The 25,277-nt window shown below is 68.3% G+C and carries 26 protein-coding genes; 7 read left to right on the plus strand and 19 right to left on the minus strand.

All coding sequences use genetic code 11. The features are described from left to right. Positions 1–61: 61 nt before the first annotated feature. Positions 62–1,663, plus strand: coding sequence for an alpha-(1->6)-mannopyranosyltransferase A (locus tag ACIA76_RS30970; RefSeq protein ID WP_397156885.1), 1,602 nt, complete (start codon positions 62–64; stop codon positions 1,661–1,663). Continuing rightward, on the plus strand, positions 1,660–2,592 hold the full coding sequence (locus ACIA76_RS30975) for a phytoene/squalene synthase family protein (protein ID WP_397156887.1): 933 nt from the start codon (positions 1,660–1,662) through the stop codon (positions 2,590–2,592). The genes ACIA76_RS30970 and ACIA76_RS30975 overlap by 4 nt, the downstream gene beginning before the upstream one ends. Positions 2,593–2,662: 70 nt before the next feature. Here ACIA76_RS30975 and ACIA76_RS30980 read toward each other — a convergent pair whose 3' ends face one another. After that, positions 2,663–3,031, minus strand: a complete 369-nt coding sequence (locus ACIA76_RS30980; protein WP_397156889.1) for an Rv2175c family DNA-binding protein — start codon at positions 3,029–3,031, stop codon at positions 2,663–2,665. A gap of 161 nt (positions 3,032–3,192) precedes the next feature. On the opposite strand from ACIA76_RS30980, the gene pknB reads away from it, so the two are divergent. Then, positions 3,193–5,142: a Stk1 family PASTA domain-containing Ser/Thr kinase gene (pknB, locus tag ACIA76_RS30985; protein WP_397157008.1), complete on the plus strand. Its 1,950-nt coding sequence runs from the start codon at positions 3,193–3,195 to the stop codon at positions 5,140–5,142. Here the strand turns inward: pknB and ACIA76_RS30990 are convergent. The 3 genes from ACIA76_RS30990 to ACIA76_RS31000 form a co-directional block, all read right to left on the minus strand. Continuing rightward, positions 5,139–5,456, minus strand: a complete 318-nt coding sequence (locus ACIA76_RS30990; RefSeq protein ID WP_397156891.1) for a hypothetical protein — start codon at positions 5,454–5,456, stop codon at positions 5,139–5,141. The genes pknB and ACIA76_RS30990 overlap by 4 nt on opposite strands. Before the next feature lie 122 nt (positions 5,457–5,578). Beyond that, the gene (locus tag ACIA76_RS30995) at positions 5,579–5,893 is read right to left on the minus strand and encodes a hypothetical protein (protein WP_397156893.1); all 315 of its coding nucleotides are present in this window, start codon (positions 5,891–5,893) and stop codon (positions 5,579–5,581) included. Further along, the gene (locus ACIA76_RS31000) at positions 5,890–7,275 is read right to left on the minus strand and encodes a class II 3-deoxy-7-phosphoheptulonate synthase (RefSeq protein ID WP_397156895.1); all 1,386 of its coding nucleotides are present in this window, start codon (positions 7,273–7,275) and stop codon (positions 5,890–5,892) included. The genes ACIA76_RS30995 and ACIA76_RS31000 overlap by 4 nt, the downstream gene beginning before the upstream one ends. Positions 7,276–7,440: 165 nt before the next feature. Between ACIA76_RS31000 and ACIA76_RS31005 the strand changes: the two genes are divergently transcribed. After that, positions 7,441–7,974 (plus strand): polyadenylate-specific 3'-exoribonuclease AS, encoded by a 534-nt coding sequence (locus tag ACIA76_RS31005; RefSeq protein ID WP_397157010.1) that lies wholly within the window; start codon positions 7,441–7,443, stop codon positions 7,972–7,974. 59 nt (positions 7,975–8,033) lie between these two features. Here ACIA76_RS31005 and ACIA76_RS31010 read toward each other — a convergent pair whose 3' ends face one another. The 10 genes from ACIA76_RS31010 to ACIA76_RS31055 form a co-directional block, all read right to left on the minus strand. Beyond that, positions 8,034–8,759 (minus strand): lysophospholipid acyltransferase family protein, encoded by a 726-nt coding sequence (locus ACIA76_RS31010; RefSeq protein WP_397156897.1) that lies wholly within the window; start codon positions 8,757–8,759, stop codon positions 8,034–8,036. A 136-nt stretch (positions 8,760–8,895) separates the two neighbouring features. Beyond that, entirely contained in the window at positions 8,896–9,987 is a 1,092-nt protein-coding gene (locus ACIA76_RS31015; RefSeq protein WP_397156899.1) for an ROK family protein, read from the minus strand. Continuing rightward, positions 9,984–10,730 carry a hypothetical protein gene (locus ACIA76_RS31020; protein ID WP_397156901.1) on the minus strand — a complete coding sequence of 249 codons (747 nt, stop codon included), beginning with the start codon at positions 10,728–10,730 and terminating at the stop codon, positions 9,984–9,986. Before ACIA76_RS31020 ends, ACIA76_RS31015 begins: the two co-directional genes overlap by 4 nt. Further along, positions 10,727–11,953 carry an ArsA family ATPase gene (locus tag ACIA76_RS31025; protein ID WP_397156903.1) on the minus strand — a complete coding sequence of 409 codons (1,227 nt, stop codon included), beginning with the start codon at positions 11,951–11,953 and terminating at the stop codon, positions 10,727–10,729. Before ACIA76_RS31025 ends, ACIA76_RS31020 begins: the two co-directional genes overlap by 4 nt. 32 nt (positions 11,954–11,985) lie before the next feature. After that, positions 11,986–12,423, minus strand: a complete 438-nt coding sequence (locus ACIA76_RS31030) for an SRPBCC family protein (RefSeq protein WP_397156904.1) — start codon at positions 12,421–12,423, stop codon at positions 11,986–11,988. A 47-nt stretch (positions 12,424–12,470) separates the two neighbouring features. Beyond that, complete coding sequence (locus ACIA76_RS31035) at positions 12,471–12,860, minus strand: polyketide cyclase / dehydrase and lipid transport (RefSeq protein WP_397156906.1); 390 nt, start codon at positions 12,858–12,860, stop codon at positions 12,471–12,473. A gap of 267 nt (positions 12,861–13,127) precedes the next feature. Beyond that, positions 13,128–14,291 carry a glycosyltransferase family 4 protein gene (locus ACIA76_RS31040; RefSeq protein WP_397156908.1) on the minus strand — a complete coding sequence of 388 codons (1,164 nt, stop codon included), beginning with the start codon at positions 14,289–14,291 and terminating at the stop codon, positions 13,128–13,130. Between the two features lie 252 nt (positions 14,292–14,543). Beyond that, complete coding sequence (locus ACIA76_RS31045; RefSeq protein WP_397156910.1) at positions 14,544–15,551, minus strand: peptidase MA family metallohydrolase; 1,008 nt, start codon at positions 15,549–15,551, stop codon at positions 14,544–14,546. Between the two features lie 16 nt (positions 15,552–15,567). After that, entirely contained in the window at positions 15,568–16,587 is a 1,020-nt protein-coding gene (locus tag ACIA76_RS31050; RefSeq protein WP_397157012.1) for an NlpC/P60 family protein, read from the minus strand. Between the two features lie 191 nt (positions 16,588–16,778). Continuing rightward, positions 16,779–17,384 carry a C40 family peptidase gene (locus ACIA76_RS31055; protein WP_397156912.1) on the minus strand — a complete coding sequence of 202 codons (606 nt, stop codon included), beginning with the start codon at positions 17,382–17,384 and terminating at the stop codon, positions 16,779–16,781. A gap of 506 nt (positions 17,385–17,890) precedes the next feature. Here ACIA76_RS31055 and ACIA76_RS31060 point away from each other — a divergent pair. Next, positions 17,891–19,654, plus strand: a complete 1,764-nt coding sequence (locus ACIA76_RS31060) for a DEDD exonuclease domain-containing protein (protein WP_397156914.1) — start codon at positions 17,891–17,893, stop codon at positions 19,652–19,654. Next, the gene (locus ACIA76_RS31065) at positions 19,651–19,926 is read left to right on the plus strand and encodes an Lrp/AsnC family transcriptional regulator (RefSeq protein ID WP_397156915.1); all 276 of its coding nucleotides are present in this window, start codon (positions 19,651–19,653) and stop codon (positions 19,924–19,926) included. The genes ACIA76_RS31060 and ACIA76_RS31065 overlap by 4 nt, the downstream gene beginning before the upstream one ends. Positions 19,927–19,935: 9 nt before the next feature. Here ACIA76_RS31065 and ACIA76_RS31070 read toward each other — a convergent pair whose 3' ends face one another. The 5 genes from ACIA76_RS31070 to ACIA76_RS31090 form a co-directional block, all read right to left on the minus strand. After that, entirely contained in the window at positions 19,936–20,223 is a 288-nt protein-coding gene (locus tag ACIA76_RS31070; RefSeq protein WP_397156917.1) for a hypothetical protein, read from the minus strand. Positions 20,224–20,312: 89 nt separating this feature from the next. Beyond that, positions 20,313–21,929 (minus strand): cytochrome bc complex cytochrome b subunit, encoded by a 1,617-nt coding sequence (locus ACIA76_RS31075; RefSeq protein WP_397156919.1) that lies wholly within the window; start codon positions 21,927–21,929, stop codon positions 20,313–20,315. Beyond that, positions 21,926–23,059 (minus strand): ubiquinol-cytochrome c reductase iron-sulfur subunit, encoded by a 1,134-nt coding sequence (locus ACIA76_RS31080; RefSeq protein ID WP_397156921.1) that lies wholly within the window; start codon positions 23,057–23,059, stop codon positions 21,926–21,928. Before ACIA76_RS31080 ends, ACIA76_RS31075 begins: the two co-directional genes overlap by 4 nt. After that, positions 23,056–23,937, minus strand: coding sequence for a c-type cytochrome (locus ACIA76_RS31085; protein WP_397156923.1), 882 nt, complete (start codon positions 23,935–23,937; stop codon positions 23,056–23,058). Before ACIA76_RS31085 ends, ACIA76_RS31080 begins: the two co-directional genes overlap by 4 nt. 50 nt (positions 23,938–23,987) lie before the next feature. Beyond that, a complete protein-coding gene (locus tag ACIA76_RS31090) occupies positions 23,988–24,599 on the minus strand; it encodes a heme-copper oxidase subunit III (protein WP_397156925.1) in 612 nt (203 codons plus the stop codon). Between the two features lie 234 nt (positions 24,600–24,833). Here ACIA76_RS31090 and ACIA76_RS31095 point away from each other — a divergent pair, with 234 nt between their 5' ends. After that, a complete protein-coding gene (locus ACIA76_RS31095; RefSeq protein ID WP_397156927.1) occupies positions 24,834–25,262 on the plus strand; it encodes a hypothetical protein in 429 nt (142 codons plus the stop codon). Positions 25,263–25,277 lie beyond the last annotated feature (15 nt).

Genomic DNA, 25,277 nt, shown 5'->3' on the forward strand with positions numbered 1-25,277 from the left:
TCCGGCGACCTATCAATCGCGGTCTCGACCGCACCGATTTCCCGGGGGGAAACGACGACCTATGCCGACCCCCGAACCGGATACCGCCACCGCGGCCCCGATGGTGACCTCCCAGTCCCTGCCTCTCGGCCCCGCGACGGTATCGCACACTCTCAGCCGCTGGACCCGCGCCGGCGACTTCCTCCGCAGCCCCGAGGGACATGCCGCACTGCTCGGCTTCTGGGGCGCGTTGATGATCACCTTCGGCGGCCTCGGCGCGGGCGCCGTGCGCCGCAACGACCCACTACTCGAGGCGACACACCTGTCCTGGTTGCGTTTCGGACACGGATTCGTGCTGGCGACGATCGTCGTCTGGCTAGGCGTGCTGGCGATGATCCTGGCGTGGGTTCGGTTGGGGCGCATCACGATCGGCACCGGCGGGCATACCGGCACCATCACACTCAACGAGCTGCGCGCGATCGTGGGCATCTGGATCTTCCCGCTGCTGTTCGCGGTGCCGATGTTCAGTCAGGACGTCTACTCGTATCTGGCGCAGGGCACGCTGCTGCGCGACGGCTACGACCCCTACAAGTTCAGCCCGGCGCAGGGCCTGCATCCGGGCGTGCTGCTCGACAACGTCAGCCCGGTGTGGCGGCTGACGACCGCGCCCTATGGGCCGATCTTCCTGCTACTGGGCCGGGCGATCACGACGGTCACCGGCGACAACGTCGTGGCCGGGACGATCGCGATGCGGCTGGTCATGCTGCCCGGCCTGGCCCTGATGATGTGGGCCATCCCACATCTGACCAAACATCTGGGCGGTAAACCGACGGTCGCGCTGTGGCTGGCGGTGCTCAATCCGCTGGTGCTGATCCATCTGATCGGCGGCGTACACAACGAGATGCTGATGGTCGGCCTGATGGCCGCCGGTATCGCGCTGGTGCTCGAGCATCGGCATGTGGCCGGGATCGTGGTGATCGCGATCGGGGTGGCCATCAAGGCGACCGCGGGCGTGGCGCTGCCATTCCTGGTGTGGATCTGGATGATTCACGAACGCGAGCGCCGAGCGGCGAAGGACGAAGGGCCGCTACCGCATCCGCTGTGGACGTTCGTGAAGATCGGCGGACTGGGTCTCGCGGTATTCGCGGCCGTATTCGCCGTCGCCTCGGCGACCGCCGGGGTCGGAATCGGCTGGCTCACAGCGCTATCGGGTTCGAAGAAGATCATCAACTGGCTGTCGCTGCCGACCGTGCTGTCCTATGTGGTCAGCTGGGTGACGCCGCTGCGGTTCGATTCGGTGCTGGTGATGATGCGGACGCTGTGCGCGGGGGCGCTGGTGGCGATCCTGGTATGGACGTGGTGGCGGTTCAAACAGACCGAGCGCCAGGCGGTGCTGGGCATTCTGATCGCGTTCGTGGCGATCGTGATCCTGTCCCCGGCCGCGCTGCCCTGGTACTACTCCTGGCCGCTGGCGCTGGCGGCGGGCTTCGCGCTGTCGACCCAGACGCTCATGGTGCTGGTCGGGCTGTGTACGTGGTTGATGCTGGTATTCCAGCCGGACGGCTCGATCGGGCTCTACGACTTCAAACATGTCGCGGCGGCCACCTTCGCCGCGGTGGTGGCGGCGCTGTCGCTGCGCACGGTGGATCCGCTGCGGCTGCGCGCCGATAAGCCCAAGCCATGAACCGTGCCGACGACGGTGGCGAGCTAGCGGCCTACCGGCGCTGCGAACGGATCTCGGCCACGCACGGGCGCACCTACTTCCTCGCGGCCCGGCTGCTCTCCCCCGAGCGCCGCCGGGCCGTGCACGCGCTGTACGCCTTCGCCCGCAGCGTCGACGATATCGTCGACGGATCCGTGAAAGATGCCGCGCTGCAACTGGATCGGGTCGAGAAGCGGCTGCGCGCGCGATTGGACGAGCGCGATCCGGGGGATCCGGGCGAGCCGGTGCTGTTCGCGGTGAGCGATACGATTCTGCGCTACGACATTGCGCCGGAACACTTCTGGATCTTCCTGGACGCCATGCGCATGGACGTCGCGGAGGCACCGCTGTTCCGCAACCGCTATGCCACGATGACCGAATTGCGGGAGTACATGCGCGGTTCCGCCGCCGCGATCGGCCTGCAGCTGCTTCCGGTGCTGGGCACGGTGACATCGGTCGCCGAGGCCGAACCGGCGGCCGCCGCCCTCGGCGAGGCCTTCCAGCTGACCAACTTCCTGCGCGATATCGCCGAGGACCTCGACCGCGGCCGGATCTACCTCCCGACCGACGAACTGACCGCCTTCGGCGTCGACGAGGCCCTGCTGACCCACTGCCGCCGCACCGGCCACACCGACCCCCGCCTCCGCCGCGCCCTGTCGCACCTGATCGCCGTCAACCGCGACCTCTACCGCACCGCGACACCGGGCATCGGCTTGCTGAACCCCCGAGTCCGCCCGGCCATTCGCACCGCGGGGATCCTCTACGCGGGGATCCTGGACGAGATCGAACGCTCGGGCCACGAGGTCTTCGCCCGCCGGGCGGTGGTACCCACCCGCCGCCGAATATGGGTCGCGGCAAGGGAATTCACGGGGAGCATGCGGGATCCCCGCCGCCCCGGCCTGGGGCCGTGACGGCGGGGAACAAGTAAAGGATGGCCGAGGTGCCCCCGGGCCACCCCTATGTCCCCGAGCGAAGCGAGGGCTAGAACGGGTCCGCGGCCGCCCTGCGGACAACCTCTCTCGCGAGTGGGCCGTGGAGGGCGTCGACCGGGCGGCCCGGCAACGTCTCGTCCTCGGTGTAGATCCACTCCAGGATTTCCTCGTCGGTGTACTTTGCGTCGCGCATCACAGTGATCAGGCCGGGCAGGAATTTGACCACGGCTCCGGTGGAGTCGAAGAAATCCTTGGGTACCCCGGCTATGCCTTCGCGGCGGACCGCGAGGAGCTGATGATCGCGCAGCATCTGATGGACCCTGGTCACCGCGATACCGAGCAGGTCGGCCACGTCGGGGAGCGGGAGCAGGGTCACCGCGTTCGGAACAACATCGTCGCTGCATGGAAATGCACTCACATCCATAACGGTAGTGGGTGGCACCGGGCCCGTCGTGAGACACCCTCATCAGTTCCGCCTATACCATCGGGTGAGCCGTCATGGGGGCGGCGTCGCTTGTCGCGGCCGAAGCGAGAGGTGAGAGCTTTGTGAAAGTCGGAGGACATCAGTTGATCGGCCAGATGCTGGACGGGCGCTACCGCATCGATGCGCCGATCGCACGGGGTGGCATGTCGATGGTGTTCCGGGGGGTGGACACCCGCCTGGACCGACCGGTCGCCATCAAGGTGATGGATCCGAAGTTCGCCGGCGACCCGCAATTCCTGAGCCGGTTCGAATTCGAGGCCCGCTCGGTGGCCAAACTGAAGCATCCCTCGCTGGTCGCGGTGTACGACCAGGGCATCGACGGGGAGTATCCGTTCCTGATCATGGAACTGGTCGTGGGCGGCACGCTGCGCGAGCTGTTGCGCGAACGCGGCCCGATGCCCCCGCACGCGGTCCGCGCGGTCGCCGAACCGGCGCTGGAGGCGATCGGGGTGGCGCATCGGGCCGGATTGATCCATCGCGACGTCAAACCGGAGAATGTGCTCATCTCCGATTCCGGTGAGGTGAAGATCGCCGACTTCGGCCTGGTCCGCGCGGTCGCCGGATCCAATATGACCTCGGCCAGCGTGATTCTCGGCACCGCGCACTATCTCTCGCCCGAACAGGTCACCGACGGCACCGCCGACGAGCGCAGCGATGTCTACTCCTTCGGCGTCCTGATCTTCGAAATGCTCACCGGCCGAACCCCGTTCACCGGCGACAACTCGCTGTCGATCGCCTATCAGCGGGTGGAGAAGGATGTGCCCAGCCCCAGTCGCTTCATCGCCGGGGTGCCGCCGGAATTCGACGCGCTGATCGCCCGCGCCACCGCGCGCGAGCCCGCGCACCGCTTCGCCGACGCCGACGCGATGGCCGCGGAGCTGCGCCATATCGCCGCCGAACTGCGACTACCCGACTATCGGGTGCCCGCGCCGAAGGATTCGGCCGAACATATCTCGGCCCGCTATCGCGTCCCGGAGATCCCGGCACCGCGTCCGGCGACCGAGGCCACGACCCGGCTGGCCGAACAGCGCCCGCCGCTGGCGCAACCGACCCGGGTGATGACCGCGACGCAGCATCTCCCACAGGCCAACGGGCACACCGCGATCGCCGAATCCCCACCCCCGCCGCAACATCCGGCCTATCGCGACGACCGCCACGATCGCGGCCGATCGCGCCGCCGAGTGCTGGTCTGGCTGGGCATCGTGGTCGCGCTGGCACTGCTGCTGGGTGTCGGCGGCTGGTATCTGGGCGTGGAGCGGTATTCGGCGGTGCCGCCGATCGCGGGCCTGGACACCGCGCATGCGACCACGGCCCTGCAGAACGCCGGATTCGATACCGCGGTGCGCAACCGCGCCTCCGATATCATCCCGGTCGGCGACGTGGTCGGCACCGATCCCTCCGCGGGCACCCGCGTGCTGAAGGGTTCGACGGTGTCGATCCTGGTCTCCAGCGGGAAGCCGCAGGTGCCGCAGTTCCAGCCGGGCCAGGACGTGAGCGCCGTCGAACAGCTGATCCGCGATGCCGGACTGCAACCGGTCAACGGCGGCGAGACGGCCAACACCGCCCCCAAAGGCACTGTGGCGCAGCTTGATCCGAAACCCGGCACGGTGCTTCCCACCGGCGCGGCGGTGAAGGTGGTGCGCAGCAAGGGATCTCAACCGGTGCGGCTGCCCGATGTGCGCGGTAAGTCCGTCGAGGAGGCGACCTCGTCGCTGCAGAGGGCCGGGCTCACCATCGCGGACACCCGGACCCAATTCGATCCGAAGATCAAGACAGGCCAGGTGATCGGCACCGATCCGGCCGCCGGGCAGAGCGTCCTGTCGGGTCAGACGGTCGCGCTGATCGTCTCCGATGCCGTGCAGGTGCCCGATGTGACCGGCATGACCGCCGCCTCCGCCCGCGCCCAATTGGAGGGCATGGGCCTGAAGGTGGTGCTCAACACCGTCTTCAGCAACGATCGCGGCACCGTCCGCGTGCAGACCCCGTTCGGGGGATCCGCGGTCGAACCGGGCGCCACCGTCACGCTGACGGTGCTGCCGTTCTAACGAGCCGCCAGTCCGACTGTCGCATCGCCCAGCAGATCGGCCTCGCTGATCCCCAATCGGGACGAGACGAGATCCAGAGCCTGCTGCAGGACCGCGCGGGAACTCGCGCCGACGACCTGCGACTGCTCGATTCGGCCGGGGCCACGCAGCACCCGAACCCGGCAGCGCCAGGCGATTCCGGCCAGATCGACTTCCGGACGATCGATCACGACCGTCACCGGCACACCGTCCATCGTGAACTCGTGGCTCGCCAATGGCGTCGCGGCACGGGCGGGAGCCATTCGCAATTCTCCGGCTACCGATACCCTCTTCATCAGGCCTCCCAGAACAGATCCCGCTTAGAGCCCGTCACGCGAACAACGGGTATAAACCGAAACTAGTTCAGGGATTCCAAATCAGCAACCGTTCAGCAACCATTTGACCCTGGTGATCTGGATCACGCGATCGCCAGCAATGGCGCACCCGTCTCCGGATCGTTGATCGCCACCACCGCGGCCGTGGTGAACACGTCGACGGGCGCACCGCCCATGGCCGGGCTGATATTCGTGGTGACCTGAGCCGACGCCGCGTGCGGGTCGTAGCCCCAGGAGATGTTGAAGATCAGCAGCCGGCTGCCGTCGTGCAGCACGACCTCCGAGGGCACCCCGTCGCGGTCGCGATCGCGCAGCAGCCGCAGGATGGTGCGGTCCGCCGGACCGACCCGCCGGGTGTCCTCGGCCCGGAAGACGACGTTCAACTCGTCGACCGTCACCGCAGCATCTCGGCGACGAGGAACGCCAACTCCAGCGACTGCTGGGTGTTCAGGCGCGGATCGCAGGCCGTCTCGTAGCGGTCCTCGAGGTCCAGATCGGAGATGTCCTGTGCGCCGCCGAGGCATTCGGTGACGTTCTCACCGGTCAGCTCGATATGCAGGCCGCCGGGATGGGTGCCCAGTGCGTGATGCACCTCGAAGAAACCCTGCACCTCGTCGACGATGCGGTCGAAGTGGCGGGTCTTGTACCCGGTGGAGGATTCGTGGGTGTTGCCGTGCATGGGATCGCACTGCCAGATCACCTGATGTCCGGTGGCCTGGACCTTTTCGATGATCGGGGGCAGCGTGTCGCGCACCTTGTGGTTGCCCATCCGGGCGACCAGGGTGAGTCGGCCGGCCTCGTTGTTGGGATCGAGCCGCTCGACGTATTCGACCGCGAGCTCCGGGGTGGTGGACGGGCCGATCTTCAGGCCGATCGGATTGGCCAGCAGTTCGGCCAAGGCGATATGCGCGCCGTCGATCTGGCGGGTGCGCTCGCCGATCCACAGGAAGTGCGCCGACAGATCGTAGAGCGCCGGCTCGCCCGCGGCGTTCTCGCCCAGGCGCAGCATGGCCCGCTCGTAGTCGAGCACCAGCGCCTCGTGGCTGGCGTAGATCTTGGCGGCCTGCAGGCTCGGATCCTGAACGCGGCAGGCGTTCATGAACGCCAGGCCGCGATCGATCTCCTCGGCCAGCTGCTCGTAGCGGGCCCCGGCCGGGGACTGGGCGACGAAGTCGCGGTTCCAGTCGTGCACCTTGTGCAGATCGGCCATGCCGGCGCCGGTCAGGGCGCGCACCAGATTCATCGCGGCGCTGGCGTTGGCGTAGGCGCGGACCAGTCGCGACGGATCGTGTTCGCGCAGACCGCCTTCGGCGACCAGGGAGTTGATCATATCGCCGCGGTAGGACTTCAGCCCGAGCGAATCGGTGTCCGAGGACCGGGGTTTGGCGTACTGGCCGGCGATGCGGGCCACCTTGACCACCGGCAGGCTCGCGCCGTAGGTGAGCACGACCGCCATCTGCAGCAGGGTGCGGATATTGCCGCGGATATGCGGTTCGGTGTTGTCGGCGAAGGTCTCCGCGCAGTCGCCGCCCTGGATGAGGAAGGCCTCGCCGCGCGCCACCTCGGCGAGCCGCTGCCGCAGCTCCTCGACCTCGGCGGGCACGCAGATCGGCGGCACGCTCTCGAGTACGGTACGCATCTTGCCGGCCAGCTCGGGATCCCAGGAGGGCTGCTGCAGGGCCGGACGGGACAGGGCATCGTCCAGGCGCCGACGCAGCTCGGCGGGCAACGGAGGCAGTTCCGGCAAGCGGTCGATCGGTACGTCGACGGTCCAGTTCACCCGTTCAGGATAGTGACCCATAGCGCACGGTGGGTAACCCGGAGGTATGGGGGCCGGTGAACGAGGCGGGTCCGGTACGTCCGTACTCTCGGGTCGACCGCCGGAACCATCATCCGTCGTGCCGGTGCGCGGTCATCGGCGCGACCGCAGACGAGGAGAAGACCGATCGCGCTCCGATACTTTTATGATTGCGAATTCATCGAGGACGGGGTGGTCATCGATCTGGTCTCGATCGGCGTGGTCTGTGAGGATGGGCGCGAATACTACGCGGTCTCAACGGGATTCGATCCGGATAAGGCGGGCCCGTGGGTGCGGCGCAATGTGCTGCCCAAGCTGCCCTCCCCCGCCTCACCGCTGTGGCGCGGTCGCGAGCAGATCCGCGAGGAGCTCTACCGCTTCTTCCTGCCGCGCCCGACCGTGGAACCGGAGCTGTGGGCGTGGGTAGGCGCCTACGATCATGTGGCGCTGTGCCAGCTGTGGGGTTCGATGGTCGATCTGCCCTCGACGATGCCGCGGTATACCAATGAGCTGCGCCAGCATTGGGAGATGTTCGGGCGTCCGCAGCTGCCGCCGGTTCCGGCCGATGCGCACGACGCGCTGGCCGATGCGAGGCACAATCTGGCGAAGTTCGAGGCGATCGAGGCGTTCCGGCGGCGGCAGGCCCCGGCCAAAAGCGGGCCGGGGCCCATTGTGAGCTGAAGGGCGCCCGGAACCATTGTGAGCTGAAGGACGCCCGGAACCATTGTGAGCTGAGGGGCTCAGCTGGCGATGGTCTCCGGGATGCGTTCGGCCTCGGGGCGGGCGCCGGCCGGGATGGCCTTCTTGAGGCTCGCGGCGTAGACGTCGACGTACTCCTGGCCCGACATCCGCATGAGCTCGTACATGATCTCGTCGGTGACGGCGCGCTCGACGAAACGGTTGCCGCCCATGCCCTCGTAGCGCGAGAAGTCGATGGGCTTACCGAATTTCACGGTCACCCGCTGGCGGCGCCAGCGGAACGGTCCGGGCGGGCAGACCTCGTAGGTACCGATCAGCGCCACCGGGATCACCGGGACGCCGGTCTCCAGCGCGAGGCGCGCCACACCGGTCTTGCCCTTGTACAGCCGCCCGTCGGGCGAGCGGGTGCCCTCCGGATACAGCTCGACGAGGCGGCCCTCCTTCAGGAGTTTGCGCGCGGTGTCGAGTGCGTCCTCGGCGGCCGAGGCGCCGCTGCGATCGATCGGGTACTGACCGGTGCCGCCGAAGAAGAACTTCTGCAGGCGGCCCTTGAGGCCCGGGGTGGTGAAGTATTCGGCCTTGGCCAGATACGTGATCCGGCGCGGACTGGCCAGGGGGGTGAACAACCAGTCGGTGAACGAGAGGTGGTTACCGGCGAGGATGGCTGCGCCTCCGGCCGGGATATTCTCCACCCCTTCGACCTTGGGTCGGTTGTACAGATGGATGAATGGCCCGACCAGCACGAACTTCAGCAGCCAGTAGAACATCGCGTCCTTTCCCCTGTGAGCATTCCCGGGACCGGCCTCGTTGCGCAGGCACCACCGTCCGCTGCCGACTCTACCGCCGGTAACGAGTTGTGACCAAGCCCGCATGAGGATTTCACAGGCGTCGCGCGCCACACCGTCACCGGTGCGCGCCCGCCTTACCGTCCGGGGTCGCCGCGGCCTTCGCCGCACGGCCCGCGGCGGACTTCGTCCGGCGGCTCGCCGGGGTCTTGGCGGTGCGCCGATCACCGGATCGCTCCGGCGCCAACGCCGCTCGCGCCAGCTCCGCCGCGCCGATCATGCCGGCCGCCTCACCCAGTTGTGTGGTGCGGATGCGGGCCAGCGGTCGATGCCGCGCCCCGGTGATCGCGGCCGCGTAATGGTCGCGCGCATCATCGAGGAACAGCGCGGCCGACGAGCTCACCCCGCCGGCGATCACGATCAGATCCGGATCGAAGATATCGCTCACGAACGCCAATCCCAGTCCGAGCCATCGGGCGAAATCGGCCAGCACCCGCAGCGCGACCGGATCGCCGTCCTGTGCGGCCCCGGCCACCCGCCGACCGGTCAGCGAACCCGCATCGCGAAACACCTCGCGCGCCAGCACCGTCGAGCGCGCCGGATCGGTGGCCAGCATCTCGATCGCGGTGTCGACCAGAGCCGTTCCGCTGCAATAGCGTTCCCAGCAGCCACGCTTCCCACAGGGGCAGGCACGCCCGTGCGGGACCACCTGCAGATGCCCCAATTCCGGTGCCACGCCGTAACTTCCGCGATACAGCTCGCCGCCGACCAGGAGCGCCGCGCCGATGCCGGTGCCGATCGCGACCAGGACGCCGTTATGCGCCCCGGCCGCCGCGCCGAAGCGGTACTCCGCCCACATCGCGGCGTTGGCATCGTGTTCCAGGATCACCGGCAGGCCCAGCCGCTCGCTGAGGCGATCCGCGACCGGGGTGTCCTCCCACGGCAGATGCGGAGCGAATCGCACCGAGGAGCGGGTCTCGTCGACGAATCCGGCCACGGCCAGTCCGACCGCGCCGATCTCGTGGCGGCCGCACAGTTCGCGCACGGCGCGTTCGAGGCCGTCCTCGAGCGCCTGCTCGGAATGCGGGGTGGCCGCCTGCACCGAATCGAGCACCTCACCCGCGCCGTCGACCACCGACGCGCGAATGTTGGTGCCGCCCACATCGATTCCGACGGTCAGGGGCGCCTCCCGCCCGATCCGCGTCGTCATCGGTTGATCTGCACCGGAATCGAGACATACCCCGGACGACCGCCGGTGCGCGGACCGGCTCCCGTGCGCGGGCCGGACGCACCGGTTCCCGCACGCGACCCGGACGCACCGGATTCCGCACGCGGCCCGGGCGCATCGAATCCCGCACGCGGCCCGGGCGCATCGAATCCCGACGGGTCCCGGCCCGCTTGTGGCCGGGATCGGCGGACCGAGGCGGTCACGGTGCGGCTGGTGACGGCGCCGAGCAGGGCCGCGGCGAGCGCGGACTTACCGCCGGCGCGGTTCGGCTCGCCGGTGCGGCGGTCCGCAGCCGCGGAGTTGTCGGAGGGGTCGGACACTCCGCCCATCGTGCCAGGGTCCCCCGCGGGCGAATCATCCGCATCGCCCCCGCTATCGGCGCCGCCGCCCGTCGACGGCGAATTCCGCTGTGGCGCATCGGGATCGAAGTCGGTGGGCATCACCGGATCGACCGGAACCCCAGCCAGCGCCTCGCGCAGCACGGTCACGATCGCGGTGCCGTTCTCGGCGATCGCGGCCACCACGTCGTGATGCTCCCCGCGCACCAGCGCGGCCGCCGCGCAGATCGGACACCAGCTGCAGCCATCCCAGTCGGCGCGGCCCTCGGCCGCGGCGCGGCGCAGCACCGGCTCGACCCGTTCCAGTACAGCCTCGGCCAGCAACCGCAGTTCCTCGGCGAATTCGCCCAGATGATCCTCGTGCCGGTCCTGGTCGGCGGCGGTCATCGCGGCCACACCTCGGGGTCCGGGCGGAAACGCACGACCAGTTGTTCACCGTCGAGTTCGGCGCCGTCGACCGTGCATCGCCGCAATACCGGCGCCAGTGGCAGGCGGCGCCGGACCCCGTCCGCTCCCACGATCAAATCGTCCTCCACTCGTCCCAGTCGCAGCGTCGCCGGGTCGACCACGGGCAGCCGCATTCGCAGGGTGAACACCGAGTGCAGGCCCGCGCCCGATTCCAGCTGTACGCTCGGCGCGCCGGCCCGGGCGGGCCCGGTATTCGCTTCGTCGCCAAGCATAGGGTCTGCCCCGGGAACTACCCGGTTAGCGCGCGAATCCACCAGCCGCGCCAACGCCTGCAGCGCGGTCGGGCCGATCGGCTCCGGACCGCTGTGCGGGGCGACGATCACCGGCACGCCGGACAGTCGGCGGCGCAGGTCGGCGATCATGTCGAGTTGTTCGGCGCGGCGATCGAGATACCAGCGCGCCGCGGGATGTTCGGCGCCGGTTTCGGGGACTTCGGGAAGCACCTTGTTCACCACGACATCGTCGAGTCGCAGCCCGAGCAACGCCGCGGCCGAGCGCATTCGCGCGGATTCGGCGACGGCGACCCGTTCGGGCCCGGTGATCAGGTGTGCGCCCGTGCGCGCATGATCGGCCAGCAGATCGCGCACCGACCGCACGGCCGCGGCGATGCGCTCGACCGTCGTGGCCAGCACGATCCGGCGCAGATCGGGTCCGGCGACGCTGAGCGCCCGGGCATGCGCGGGCCAGAGGCGATCCAGATAGCCGAGCAGGGTGTCGGGCGCGGTGATGATGCGCAACATATCGGCCGAGGGCGGGCAGTCCACGACGATGACGTCCCAATCGTCCTCGTCGGCGAAGTCGGCGATCTCGATGAGCATCAACAGTTCCTGCACGCCGGGCAGGCCGGTCAGCTCGGCCGGATCCAGCGCGGCCAGATCGATGCCGTGCTCGTGGCCCGCACCCGCCAGCACCCGCACGGCGTCACGGAAGCGATCCTCCAGCAGCGCAAGGGAATCGATCTCGATGACATCCAATCCGGGCAGGATCGAGGTGATTCCGGCGACCGTGCCCGGATCGTGTGGGAAGCGGAATCCGAGTGCGTCGCCGAGGGAGTGGGCCTGGTCCATCGAGGCGATCAGGACCCGCTGTCCGGAGTGCGCGTAGGACATGGCCGTGGCACAGGCCAGGGTCGTCTTACCCACCCCGCCCTTGCCGATGAACAGCTCCAGACGTGTCAGCCTTCGACCCGTTTCTTGAGTTCCTTGAGCGCCGTGTCGGTGATCACCTTCTCGGCCTTGCGTTTGAACATGCCGATCATCGGGATCGTCAGGTCGACGGTCAGTTCATAGATCACCTGGGTGGTGCCGTCGGGCTGGTCGATCAGCTCGTAGGTGCCGTCCTGCGCCTTCTGCAGATCACCGGTGACCAACTGCCAGGTCACCGCCTTACCGTCGGGCCGCCAGGTGTAGGACAGCACGTAGGTGTCCTTGACCACGCCGGCGTCGAGGATGAATCGCGCGGTCCGGGCCCGGCCGTCGGGGAACTTGTCGAGCACCTCCACCGACCGCGCCGCCGCCACCCACTCCGGGTACGACCCGAGGTCGGCGATGACGGCCATCACCCGATCCGATGCGGCGTCGATGATGATCGACCTCTGGGTCCGGTCGGCCATGGCTGGCAGCGTTTCCTTTCCGGCTGCGGGACAACGGTTTCCGACAATCAGGGCACGGGCACTGGGGTGACGCCCGCCGGACGCCCGGCCTCGAGCAGCGCCTTCACCTCGAACGACATCTTCCGGCCCGCCACCCGCCGCTCCCGATTGGCGGCCAGCAACGCGCGCGGCGACATCCGGGCGGCATTCCACGGTTCGGCGTGCAGGAAGTAGTGCAGGATCACTCCGTCCAGGCAGGATTCCAGCCAGACCTCCATGGTCCCGGTCAGCGGGCCACCGATGGTCCAGCGAATTCCCTTGTCGGCCCGGTCTTCTCGGACCTCGAGCGTCAGCTCCGGCCACCAGCGCCGCCAGCGGTCGCGATCGGCCAGCACCGCCGCGACCTCGATCCCCGAGGCGGCGACGAACGTCTGGTCGGCGACCTGAATCGAACTCATGCCCGGCCCTCGTTCCCGCTCATGTCCTGCCCATTTCCGGCATGAGCTCTGGGCCCTGCGTGGTTACGCTTCGCTGCCGCCTCCGGGCCCTGACCGCTCATGCTGTGCCTATTCTCGGCATGAGCTCTGGGCCCTGCGTGGTTACGCTTCGCTGCCGCCTCCGGGCCCTGACCGCTCATGCTGTGTCCAATCTCGGCATGAGCTCTGGGCCCTGCGTGGTTACGCTTCGCTGCCGCCTCCGGGCCCTGACCGCTCATGCCGCCGAGCCTATCTCGAGAACCCCTCGCTGCCCGATCGCACAGTCCCGTCGAGCAGTTCGCCCAGCCGGGCGCCGAGCACGTCCCAGCGCCAGTGTTCGCTCACCCAGTCGCGGCCCGCGGCGCCCAGGCCCGCGGCGGTCTCGGGATCCGAGAGCAGGGTGACGATGGCGTCGGTGATCTGCTGTTGCGAACGGCCGTCGACGACGGTGCCGGTGCGGCCCTCCCGCACGGTCTCCGGTGCGCCACCGGAATTGCCCGCCACCACCGGAACTCCGGTCGCCGACGCCTCCAGGAAGACGATGCCCAGGCCCTCGACGTCCAGGCCCGCGCCGCGGGTGCGGCACGGCATCGCGAAGACATCGGCGATGGTGTGGTGGGCGGCCAGTTCGGCGGCGGGCACGCGGCCGGTGAAGATCACGTCGTCGGCCAGATCCAGTGCCGCGGCCAACCCGCGCAGCTTGTCCTCGTACGGCCCGCTTCCGGCGATGACCAGGACCGCGCCGTCGACGCGTTTCTTGATCTCGCTCATGGCCATGATCAACATGTCCTGCCCCTTGCGCGGAACCAGCCGCGACAGGCACAGCACGGTCGGCCGGTCCCCCAGCCCGTAGCGGGCGCGCAGTTCTGCCCGCGCCGCCGGATCCGGGCGGAACACCTCGGTGTCGACGCCGGGCGGCAGATACTCGAGCCCGGCCCGCGGGCCGAACGCCGCGGAGAACCGTCGCCGGGTGTACTTGCTGACATAGGTGATCGCATCGGTGTGATCGCCGATCACCCGCAGCGCCTGCCGGGCCGCGGGCAGCATCGACCAGCCGACCTCATGCCCGTGCGTACTGGCCACGATCCGCTCCGCGCCCGCGCGCCGCAGCAGCGGCGACAGCAGCGCCAGCGGCGCCGCGGCCCCGAACCATACGGTGTCGCACCGCTCGTCGCGCACGAGCTTCGCCGCCCGCCGCAACACCAGCGGCGTCGGCACCATCAGCGTCGTCGGATGCCGCACCACCTGAAACGGCTGCTCGGCATCGAATTTCACATGGCTGTCCCCCCGCCACCGCGGCGCATACACCACCAACTCATCCGCCGGCAACTGCATCGCCAGCGCATGCAAATACGACTGAATCCCCCCGGGCCGCGGCGGAAAGTCGTTGGTAACCAGCAGGGTGCGAGCCATGCGGGAAGTCTATTGCCGCCCCACCGCCCCCCGATTCCCACCCCAGCCCGCCCCGAAACCCCGTGCACCCCAACCCTTGCCCCGGCGCCGCGCGCCGAGACAAGGGACGAGAGCTCTCCCCGTCTTTGCTTGGGCCGGACCCCTCGGTCCCTTGCTGGGCCAAGCCCCTCGGTCCCTTGCTGGACCAAGCCCCTCGGTCCCTTGCTGGACCAAGCCCCTCAGTCCCTTGCCCGGACGAAGTCCGGGCAAGGGTCAGGCGGTATGGGTCTTGATCCAGTCGCGCCACTGGGTGACGAAGGTGGTGTGGCCGATGCCGAGGGTGTCGTGGAGGGCGTTGTCGAGGGTGGGCTGGGTCTGGGGGCCGGTGGCCAGGCGGTGGTAGAGGTCCACGAGTTTGGGTTCGCCGAATTGGGTGGCGGTGAAGGCATTCGCGGACCAGGCCTGTTCGTAGGCGAGGGCGGCGTTGTTGCGGGCGGTGGGGGCGAAGTCGGCGTCGGCGGGGAGGTCGGTGGGCAGGACACCGGAGCGGGCGCGGGCGGTGAGGGTCGGGGCGAGCTGGGCGACGCTGCTCTGTTCGCCGCGATGGGCGGAGTATTCGGCGAAGCCCTCGAGCATCCACTGCGGAGAACCGTCGATGGTCTGCGCGCGGGCCGCCACATGAGTCAGCTCGTGGCGCAACGTATCCCGCAATCCGTCGGTGCCCAGACGGCGTCCCGCATCGGCGGCGAACACCACCCGCTGACCCGTGGGCCGGTGGCCGGGCAGGAACGGATCCGAGACCGAGGCCGCGGCCACCTCGCTGGACACCGGTCCGGTCGCATGCGTCAGCGCCGCGAATTCGGCGGACGAGGACGCGACCACGACCACCGCCGCGCGCGACCAGTCCGGCCCCCACAGCGCGGTCACCGAGTCGACGGCCGGGCCGATCTCATGCGCGAGGGTATCCACATCGCCGCGCTGATACGGATGGCCGAACACCACCGACAGCTGCCCGTCCTCACCCGAAACCTGCTGTGCGACAACGGGACCATAGGACTCCATGACCCGGCGCACCTCCGCCAGCTGTGGATCGGCCGGCAGCGCGGGCGCGGCGAACTGCGCCGCCGCCGGCTCGGGCCGCATCTTCGGCAGCGCCGATTTCGGTAGGAGCACCAATGCACCGGTGATGGCCGTCAAGGCGATCACCGTGGCGACGGTAGCGACGAATTCGAACCGCCGCCGTGCCGTCAACCAAGTACGGACCCGCTCGAGCGCGTTCATCCTCACCTCGGTCGTGTTACGGCATACCGATCCAATAGCGACGCGCCGAGTGGAACGGGGTCGAGCCCATCGGCGCCACCTGGACCGGAACACCGAAGGTCGAGGCGTGCAGGATCAAGCCGTTGCCCGCATAGATTCCCACATGCGAAGCGTCCGAATAGAAGAAGACCACATCTCCGGGTTGCAAGTTGTTCTTGTCGACGGGAGTACCGACCGTGGCCTGTGCCTGACTGGTGCGCGGCAGATCGATGCCGACGTGGTGAAATGCCCACTGCACCAAGCCGGAACAGTCGAACTGATCCGGACCGGTGGCACCCCACACATAGGGGTCGCCGACCCGGGTGAGCCCGGCCGCCAGCGCACTGGTCCCGCTGCCGGGCACCAATCCGCGCAACAGGGTGTCACGGTCGAATCCGGCCGGAAACAGCGCCCCGGCCAGCGAGGACTTATCGCCCGCGGACAGCGAGCCCCACGCCTGGATCACCTGCGCGATCGCGCCCTGCAGATCGGCGCGTTTGCGTTCCAGATCCGCGCGCACCTGATCGGCCTTCTGCGAGGCATCGCGCGCGGCGTCGGCGGCGGTGCGGGCGGTGGTCTGCGCGGAGGTGGCGGCGTCGCTCGCCTTCTTGAACTGCGCGAGTTGATCCTGCGTCTGCGTGGACAGCACGTCCAGGGTCGACATCTGATCGAGCAACTGCTGGGGCGAATCGCTGACCAGCACGGAGAACAACCGATTGGTGCGCGCGCCCTGATAGGCCGCGATCGCGGTGCGGTCGACCGCGGGCTGATACTTGCGGACCTCGGCCAGCGCCGCGTCCACCACCTGGGTCGCGCCGGCCAGTTTCGCATCGGCGTCGCGGGAGACGGCCTGTTTGCCGTCGAGATCCTGCTGCGCGGCGAGGGCCTGCTCGTTGAGCTGCTCGGACTGATGGGACAGATCGATGAGTTTCCCCACCGCGTCGCTCGCGCTGCTGGGCGCGGCGGCCGGATCGGCGATGGCCCCGTGGATGGGCATCCCGAACATCAGGACGCCCATGGCCAACGATCCGCCGACCAGGCGTCTGGTTCTGTTGTTGCGACGCTGCGCTGTCACTGCCTGCCGTGCCCCGTTTCCGCGGTATCCGAGCTGGTCCTGCCGAAGGTCTCGATCAGGTTACGGAATGGCGGCCGTGCGTGTCCAGCAGGCCACAAAATGATCACGGCCGCCGTCCCATATGACCGAAAGTTTCAGTAGCGACGGGCTCCCGCGATGGGCATCGAGGACATGGCCGCGATGGCGACCGGCTGACCGGAGGTGGCGGCGTGGATGACGTTGCCGTCGCCCACGTACAGACCCGAGTGGCTGCCGCCGTAGAACGAGATCACATCGCCCGGCCGCAGATCGTCCAGCGAGACCGGGGCGCCCGCGTCGAGCTGCGCGTAGCTGGTGCGCGGCAGTTCCAGGCCGGCCTGCTCGTAGGACCACTGCACCAGGCCCGAGCAGTCGAAGGCGTTCGGGCCGGCGGCGCCGTACACGTAGGGCGCGCCGAGCTTGCTCATCGCGGCGTCCACGGCCCGCTTGCCGACGGTCTCGATCGGCGCGGCCGGCGGAGTGACGCCCGGGATCTGGAAGCCCGGGGGCAGGATGTCGGCCGGGATGGCGCCCGGCGGAATCTGGGCCAGGATCTGATCGGGCACCTCGAAGTTCCCGATGCCCGGAACGGTGACCGGTGCCGCCGAGGCGGGCGCGGCCGGCAGCAGTAGGGCGCTGAGGGTGGCGGCTCCAACGGCTCCCGCCGCAACGGCCCGATGGGCGGTGCGATGCAGCCCCAGGACCTGTCGCTTGATCGCCATGATGCGGTACTCCTCATCTGCCTCACGACGCCGCACCCGGTGGTGCGTCGAACTCCGTGAGGTCTCGAAAAGATTACGAGCGCATAACGGTGTGTTGTAAAGCGGCGGACATCAAAAACGGGTCCGCCGACATCCGCCACCCTTCCAACTTGCGACATATCTCACAGCGATCACGAATAAATAACGAAGGGCTCCGACCTGGGGGTTTCCCGGCGAACACCGAGGCGTCAACCCGGGCGGCCCGCGAGTGTTTGAAGGTGCGACTTAACGGGAAATCGGCACGTGGGCACGAGCCTTCCGGCACGGAAACGACCGATCAGTTTCCATCTTGTTAACGATCACGGTCGCGGCGGTGACTCCCACGAGACCGCCGGACGGCCGAACCCCCGGATTGATCCGGAAAATGAATCAATGTGACCCTGGACACATTTGTGTGTAATTCGGACAGCCGCACCCGTTAATGCCACGGCCGTAACTTGTCGGACCCTCCCCCTACGCTGCTCGGCGTGCCCCAGACCACGGCGGCCCAGCTGGCCTTCGACGAGCTCGACACCCCGCTCTACGACACCACCTTCGTCGTGGTCGACCTGGAAACCACGGGCGGCAGTCCCGACGGCGATGCGATCACCGAGATCGGCGCGGTGAAGGTGCGCGGGGGCGAGGTGATCGGCGAATTCGCCACGCTCGTCGATCCCGGCCGCCCGATCCCGCCGCAGATCGTCCAGATCACCGGCATCACCACCGCGATGGTCCGAGACGCACCGCGCATCGAGGCGGTGCTGCCGGGATTCGTCGAATTCGCCGCGGGCGCGGTGCTGGTCGCCCACAACGCCCGCTTCGACACCGGCTTCCTCGCGGCCGCCGCGGCCCGCTGCGAGATCGCCTGGCCCACCTTCCAGGTGCTGTGCACCGTGCGGCTGGCCCGGCGCATCCTGCCCCGCGACGAGACGCCGACCGTACGGCTGTCCGCTCTGGCACGGATTCTCGGCGCGCGCACCACGCCCACCCACCGCGCCCTCGACGACGCCCGCGCCACCGTCGACGTGCTGCACGCGCTGATCGAGCGGGTCGGCAATCAGGGCGTGCACAGCCTCACCGAACTCGTCGACTATCTCCCCGAGGTGAGCAGACGCCAGCGCTCCAAACGCTTCCTGGCCGCCGACCTGCCGACCGGCCCCGGCGTCTATCTGTTCCGCGGCCCCTCCGAGGAGGTCCTATATATAGGGACGGCCGTGAATCTGCGCCGCCGCGTGCGCAACTACTTCACCGGCTCCGAAACCCGAACCCGCATGCGGGAAATGGTGGCCCTGGCGACCCGGGTCGATCATGTGCCCTGCGCGCACGGCCTCGAGGCGGGCGTGCGGGAACTGCGACTGCTGATCGCGCACACCCCGCCCTACAACCGCCGCTCGAAGTTCCCGAAGCGGGTCTGGTGGCTCACCCTCACCGACGAGCCGTTCCCCCGCTTCGCCGTCACCCGCACCCCCGCCCCGGATGCGCTGGGCCCGTTCAACTCCCGCGCCGATGCCGCCGAGGTCGCCGCCATCGTCGCCGAACACTGCGGCCTGCGCACCTGTGCCGCGCGCATCCCCCGCGGCGGGCGGCACGGCGCCGACTGCCCGCCGGCCGTGGTCGGCGGCTGCCCCGCGAGCGCCTCGGGACGACTGCTGGATACGACCGAATACGCGAATGCGCCCCGCTTGGTCCGCGACCTGTTCACCGGCGCGGGCGACGCGCCCCTGCGCACCATGCGGGACCGCATCGAAACCCTTGCCGCCGCGGAGAGTTTCGAGGCCGCGGCCCGCCTGCGCGATCGCATGGTCACCGTCGTCCGCGCGTTGCGCCGCACCCAGCGCCTCGCGGCCCTGGCCCGCCTCGCCGAATTGATCGCCGCCCGTTCCGACGGCGCGGGCGGCTGGGAATTCGCCGTCGTCCGCTACGGCCGCCTCGCCGCCGCGGGCACCGCCGCGCGCGGCATCGCGCCGATGGCCGTCGTCGAGAAACTCGTCGCCGCAGCCGAAACCGTCATTCCGCCCGATCCGCACCCGCCCCTGCGCGGCGCGCCCCCGGAGGAAACGGCCGTCATCATTCGCTGGCTCACTCAGCCCGGCACCCGCATCGTCCGCACCACCGACGGTTATCACGAACCCCGGTTCGGCGCGGGCCCCTGGCTGTCCTGGGCCCAGCGCGCCGAATCCGCCGCCCATACCGACATTGCGCCGCAGTCGCGCGCGGGCGGGCCGGGCGGATCAATAGACTCAGCGCCATGATTACCGCGATCGTATTGATCCATGCCGAGGTCGCCCGCATTCCCGAGACCGCGCAGGCGCTGGCCGATCTCGAAGGCGTGGCCGAGGTGTATTCGTGCGCGGGCGATGTCGACCTCATCGCGCTGGTGCGGGTGCGCGATCACGGGCAGATCGCCGAGGTGGTGACCGGGCGGATCAACAAGACGCCCGGTGTGCTGCGGACCGACACCCACATCGCGTTCAAGTCGTATTCGCGGGCCGAACTCGAGGCCGGATTCTCGATCGGCGAATGAGCGCCCGGCTCAGCCGAGGAGTACGGAGGCGCCGAACGGGTGCGCCTGGCGCCCCGCGTCGACCACTCTGGTGACCCCGCCGCGGCAGCCGGGCAGCAGGTATACGCGGGCCCGGGTCGCACTGTCGTTGACGATATTCAGTCGGTAGGGGACCGTCCGCACCGTCACGCAGCCGGGCGAGGTCGCGTAATCCCGCCCGTCGACGCGGAACATCCCCGGCGCGGCCTGCGCGGGCGCCGCCAACAACACCGCCGCGGCCGCGAATACGCCCGACACCACGAGAACCTTCCGTCTCACGCCCCGAACTGTAAACCACCACCGCGAACAAAGGCGAAAGCCCCCGAGCCAGATTCGGCTCGGGGGCTTTCGCTCAGCTATCGGACAGCTCAGTGCTTGCCGCTGTCGTCGCGATTCTGGTGTTCGGCCAGAACCGCGAGCTGCTTGCGCTCCTGCTCGTGCTCGTATTCGACGAGCGCGTCGGCCTGCTGGGCCGGATCGGCGCTCAGCAGCGAGCCGATACCGGGCTTGCCGGCCCAGCCGAGCTTGTTCATCTTCTTGGGCACCGGGGCACCCTGATATTCCAGCGGGATCGGGTGGCCGTGCTCGTCGACCGGACCCAGCGGCTGATGCACCTCGATGTACTCGCCATGCGGCAGACGCTTGATCACACCGGTCTCGATGCCGTGCTCGAGCACCGCGCGGTCACTGCGCTGCAGACCCAGACACATCCGATACGCCACGAAGTAGGCCAGCGGCGGCGCGACCAGCAACGCGATCCGGAAGAACCACGTCGTCGCGTTCAAGGAGACATCGAACTTCAGCGAGATGATGTCGTTGACACACGCCAAAGTCAGCACCAGATAGAACGCGATGGCCATAGCGCCGATCGCCGTGCGCACCGGCACATCTCGCGGCCGCTGCAGCAGATTGTGGCGCGCATCGTCACCGGTCAGCCGCTTCTCGATCCACGGATACGCGAACAGGACCGTGAACACCAGACCCATGATCAGCGCCACCCAGAACGGGGCGGGCACCGTGTAGCGGCCCAGGTACAGCTCCCACGGCGGCATCAGTCGTGCCATACCGTCGGTCCACATCATGTAGAAGTCCGGCTGAGAACCCGCCGACACCTGGGAGGGGTTGTAGGGGCCCAGGTTCCAGATCGGGTTGATCTGCAGGACACCACCCATGAGGGCGACCACGCCGAGGGTGAACATGAAGAACGCACCCTGATCGGCGGCGAACACCGGCACGATGCGGGCGCCCACGACGTTGGTCTCCTTGCGACCGGGTCCGGGGAACTGGGTGTGCTTCTGGTACCACACCAGCGCCACATGCGCCGCGACCAACGCCAGCATGATGCCCGGGAATAGCAGCACATGCGCGATGAACAACCGCGGAATGATGATCGTGCCCGGGAAATCACCACCGAAGATCAGCCAATGCATCCAGGTACCGATGACCGGGATACCCATCGTGATACCACCGAACGCGGCCCGCAGACCGGTACCCGACAGCAGATCGTCGGGCAGCGAGTAGCCGAAGAAGCCCTCGAACATCGCCAACAGCAGCAGCAGCGAGCCGATCACCCAGTTCGCCTCGCGCGGCTTACGGAACGCGCCGGTGAAGAAGATCCGGAACAGATGGATGATGATCGACGCCGCGAACAGCAGTGCCGCCCAGTGGTGCACCTGCCGCACGAACAGACCGCCACGCACCTCGAAGGTGATGTTCAGCGCCGTCTCGTAGGCCCGCGACATGGTCACACCACGCAGCGGCTGGTACGAGCCGTTGTAGACGACCTCGCTCATCGACGGATCGAAGAACAGGGTCAGGTAGATACCCGACAGGATCAGAATGATGAACGCGTACAGCGCGATCTCGCCGAGCAGGAACGACCAATGGGTCGGGAAGACCTTGTTGATCGACCGCTTGACGAACGCCGCCATGTGGTAGCGCTCATCCATCTCATTGGCCTGTGCGGCCGCTTTGCTAGGACTCATGAACGACGCTCCCAGTAAGCCGGGCCGAGCGGCTCGATGAAGTCGCCGTTGGCGACCAGGTAGCCCTCGGTGTTGACGGTGATCGGCAGCTGCGGCAAAGCCCGGGCGGCGGGGCCGAAGACCGGCTTACCCCACTCGGTGGCCGAGAACTGCGACTGGTGGCAGGGGCACAGGATCCGGTTGGTCTGCTGCTCGAACAGCGAAGTGGGGCAGCCCAAGTGGGTGCAGATCTTCGAATAGGCGAAGTAGTCGCCGTAGTTGAAGCTCTCCTGGCCCTTACGCTTGATCGCCTTCTGCGCGTCCTCGGTGCGCAGGCGAATCAGCATGACCGCGTTGCGGATTCCGCGCAGCGACTGGAGGGTCTCCTCCTCGTTACCGCGCCACTCTTCCTTCCACGGGAAGACGGTCTCCATGCCGCCGGCGTCCAGATCCTCCGGACGCACCAGCACGATGTCCTCCGGGCGACCGGTGTCCTTGCGGATGTAGATGGTCTGGCCCGGGTAGTCCGGGGTCCAGCCCGACACCCACAGCGGGGACTTGTCGCCCTTGGCCCACGGATTCTTGACCAGACCGCCGACGAACATGAACAGCGCGCCGATACCCAGCACGCCCACGCCCAGGCCCGCGGTGCGGGTGATCAGCTTGCGCCGGCCCAGCGTGGAGGTCTCCAGCGCATCGGTCAGCTCGGCGACCAGCGTGCGCCGGTCGACCTCGGCGGACTTGCCGTCGTGGCGGTCCTGGATGGAGATCTCGGCGGGGATGAACTTCTTACGGATGATCACCGCGGCGATGCCGATGGCCAGCACCGCGACACCGAGCAGCAGACCGTACAGCGGCGTGGTCAGCGAGTACATGCCCGCGCCGTCCTGGTCGCGGCTCTTGTACTGCCATGGCCAGAACAGGAACACACCGATCAGCGCCACGCCCGACAGTGCGGAGATGACGAACCACAGCGCCACCTGCCGTTCGGCCCGCTTCTCCGCGCGCGTGCCCGGAACCGGCCAGCGCGGGGCGCGATAGGCGACGTCGACGCCGTCGCGTTCGGTGCCGAGCTTGACCAGATCGTCGCGCGACATCGCGTCGAGCTGATCGTCGGTCGGGTCCATCTCCTTGGGCTCCTGTCCACTCATGAGCGAGATCCAATCCACATCGCCGAGCCGACCAGGATCACGATCCCGACCACCCAGATGGCCAGGCCCTCGGTCGCGGGGCCGAAGCCGCCGAGGCCGTATCCGCCCTCGGGATGCGACTCCGTGCGGTTCTTGACGTAGGCGACGATGTCGCGCTTCTCCTCCGGCGTCAGCTGCCGGTCGGAGAACTTCGGCATGTTCTGCGGACCGGTCAGCATCGCGGTGTAGATCTGCTGTTCATTCGCCTCGGTCAGCGCCGGGGCGAACTTACCCGAGGACAGCGCGCCGCCCTTACCGGTGAAGTTGTGGCACGACGCGCAGTTCATCCGGAACAGCTCACCGCCGCGGGCGATATCGGCGTTCTTGATGAGCGAATCCTCGGCGACCTTGCCGTCGGGATCGCGCACGACCGTGGGACCGCCGCCGTTCGAAGCGATGTACGCGCCCAGGGCATCGGTCATGTGCTCGTCGAACTTGGGGTCCTTGCGCTGGATCTGCGCGCCGTTGGCCGCGGCCGGCATGCGGCCGGTGGAGACCTGGAAGTAGACGGCCGCCTCGCCGACACCGATCAGGCTCGGGCCGCGATCCTGGACACCCTGCAGATTCGCACCATGGCAGGTGATGCAGGAGGTGTCGTAGATCTGCTTGCCCTCGCGGATCAGCGCGGACTGATCCTCGTCCGCCGTGGCGACCTGTGCGTGCGGAGTAAGAGCCGACGCCGCGAAGCCGGCTCCCACGAGGCCCATCAGCAGCACCAGACCGCCCGCGAGCCGGCGCCGCATCCGGCGCTGCTTACGGGTCTTGGTGGCCTGATCGTTCTTCGCGCTGTCGACCCCGGGGCTGATGGGGTCCGGCGCTGACGGGGGAGATGAACTCATCTGTGTCCCTTTTGGAGTAGACGGAACCGACGGTGGCTGCTAGTCCTGCTTCAGCGGACGAAGTAGATCGTGGCGAACAACCCGATCCAGACGATGTCGACGAAATGCCAGTAGTAGGAGACGACGATCGCCGCCGTGGCCTGCGCCGGAGTGAACTTGCTGACCTTGGTGCGGATCAGCAGGAAGACGAATGCGATGAGACCGCCGATGACGTGCAGACCGTGGAAGCCGGTGGTGATGAAGAACACCGAGCCGTAGATGCTGCTCGAGATCGAGGTGCCCTCGCTGTAGAGCGCGTGGTACTCGGTGCCCTGGCCGATGACGAAGAACAGGCCCATCAGGAAGGTGAGCACGTACCAGCGTCGCAGGCCGAACACGTCGCCCTTCTCCGCGGCGAACACGCCCATCTGGCAGGTGAACGAGCTCAGGACGAGCACGATCGTGACCGGCACGGCCAGAAACAGGTTCAGCTCGGTCGGCTCCGGCGGCCAGTTCCCGTGCGCCTGTGCGCGCGCGACAAAGTACATGGCGAAGAGGCCGGCGAAGAACATCAGCTCGCTCGACAGCCAGATGATGGTTCCGACGCTGACCATGTTGGGCCGGTTCAGCGAGTGCACACGCTGAGTAATGGCCGATCCTGGGGTCCCTACTGCGGTCGTCACGCCGGTAAGTATGACTCGTCGTAGTACGACAGGCCTACTCGGGTACGAATCTTGATGTTCCGTGTCGGAAACCGCACGGCGAGACCGGGTCTCACCGGGGCATCGGCGTGTCATACGAACGCGCAGTTCGGGGCGTGCGACGGGGGTTTCTATTGTGAGAAGTCGGATGTTCGCGGCCCCGAGTTCCCGGATCTACAAAAGTTTTCTTCGGGCCCCGACGACGAAGGAGTGGACATGGGATTGCGATCGGCCTGGCAGCGTCTGACCGGGCGCGGCGGCCCGCCGGAATTGGATCCGGACCGGACGGATCTGGTGGTGGTCGCCGCCAGTTTCGACGACGCCGAGGCCTGCTCGGCGGCCCTGGCTCGCGCCACGGCATGGACCGCGGACTCCCCCGCGGTCCTGCGTCATCATCTGCGGCTGCCCGCCGAGCGCGTGGAACAGACGATCGCCATCGCCGCCCAGGACGGCTACTCGCCCGGCCACACCGAATCCCGCGGCGACACCGTGGAATTGGTGCTGCGCCGCGTCCAGCTCCTCGACGCCCTGCACTGCTCGCAGGAACGCTCGCGCATGGCGGGCCTGGCCCAGCGCCACGACGGCGTCGCGCGGGGCTGGGACGCTCTGCAGCCGGACGGCAAAGAAGTTGCCGAACCGCACTAGGCTTACGCCAGATCC

Source organism: Nocardia sp. NPDC051570 (assembly GCF_044454005.1).
In the GTDB taxonomy this organism is placed as follows: Bacteria; Actinomycetota; Actinomycetes; order Mycobacteriales; family Mycobacteriaceae; genus Nocardia.

Coding starts and splice junctions, on each gene's coding strand:
- ACIA76_RS31050 (WP_397157012.1), bottom strand. CDS start 16,587: ATGGGCGTCCTGATGTTCGGGATGCCCATCCACGGGGCCATCGCCGAT.
- ACIA76_RS30970 (WP_397156885.1), top strand. CDS start 62: ATGCCGACCCCCGAACCGGATACCGCCACCGCGGCCCCGATGGTGACC.
- ACIA76_RS31065 (WP_397156915.1), top strand. CDS start 19,651: ATGATTACCGCGATCGTATTGATCCATGCCGAGGTCGCCCGCATTCCC.
- ACIA76_RS31015 (WP_397156899.1), bottom strand. CDS start 9,987: ATGACGACGCGGATCGGGCGGGAGGCGCCCCTGACCGTCGGAATCGAT.
- ACIA76_RS31095 (WP_397156927.1), top strand. CDS start 24,834: ATGGGATTGCGATCGGCCTGGCAGCGTCTGACCGGGCGCGGCGGCCCG.
- ACIA76_RS31035 (WP_397156906.1), bottom strand. CDS start 12,860: ATGAGTTCGATTCAGGTCGCCGACCAGACGTTCGTCGCCGCCTCGGGG.
- ACIA76_RS31075 (WP_397156919.1), bottom strand. CDS start 21,929: ATGAGTCCTAGCAAAGCGGCCGCACAGGCCAATGAGATGGATGAGCGC.
- ACIA76_RS30975 (WP_397156887.1), top strand. CDS start 1,660: ATGAACCGTGCCGACGACGGTGGCGAGCTAGCGGCCTACCGGCGCTGC.
- ACIA76_RS31085 (WP_397156923.1), bottom strand. CDS start 23,937: ATGAGTTCATCTCCCCCGTCAGCGCCGGACCCCATCAGCCCCGGGGTC.
- ACIA76_RS31045 (WP_397156910.1), bottom strand. CDS start 15,551: ATGAACGCGCTCGAGCGGGTCCGTACTTGGTTGACGGCACGGCGGCGG.
- ACIA76_RS31080 (WP_397156921.1), bottom strand. CDS start 23,059: ATGAGTGGACAGGAGCCCAAGGAGATGGACCCGACCGACGATCAGCTC.
- ACIA76_RS31055 (WP_397156912.1), bottom strand. CDS start 17,384: ATGGCGATCAAGCGACAGGTCCTGGGGCTGCATCGCACCGCCCATCGG.
- ACIA76_RS31030 (WP_397156904.1), bottom strand. CDS start 12,423: ATGGCCGACCGGACCCAGAGGTCGATCATCATCGACGCCGCATCGGAT.
- pknB (WP_397157008.1), top strand. CDS start 3,193: ATGCTGGACGGGCGCTACCGCATCGATGCGCCGATCGCACGGGGTGGC.
- ACIA76_RS31040 (WP_397156908.1), bottom strand. CDS start 14,291: ATGGCTCGCACCCTGCTGGTTACCAACGACTTTCCGCCGCGGCCCGGG.
- ACIA76_RS31020 (WP_397156901.1), bottom strand. CDS start 10,730: ATGACCGCCGCCGACCAGGACCGGCACGAGGATCATCTGGGCGAATTC.
- ACIA76_RS30990 (WP_397156891.1), bottom strand. CDS start 5,456: ATGAAGAGGGTATCGGTAGCCGGAGAATTGCGAATGGCTCCCGCCCGT.
- ACIA76_RS31010 (WP_397156897.1), bottom strand. CDS start 8,759: ATGTTCTACTGGCTGCTGAAGTTCGTGCTGGTCGGGCCATTCATCCAT.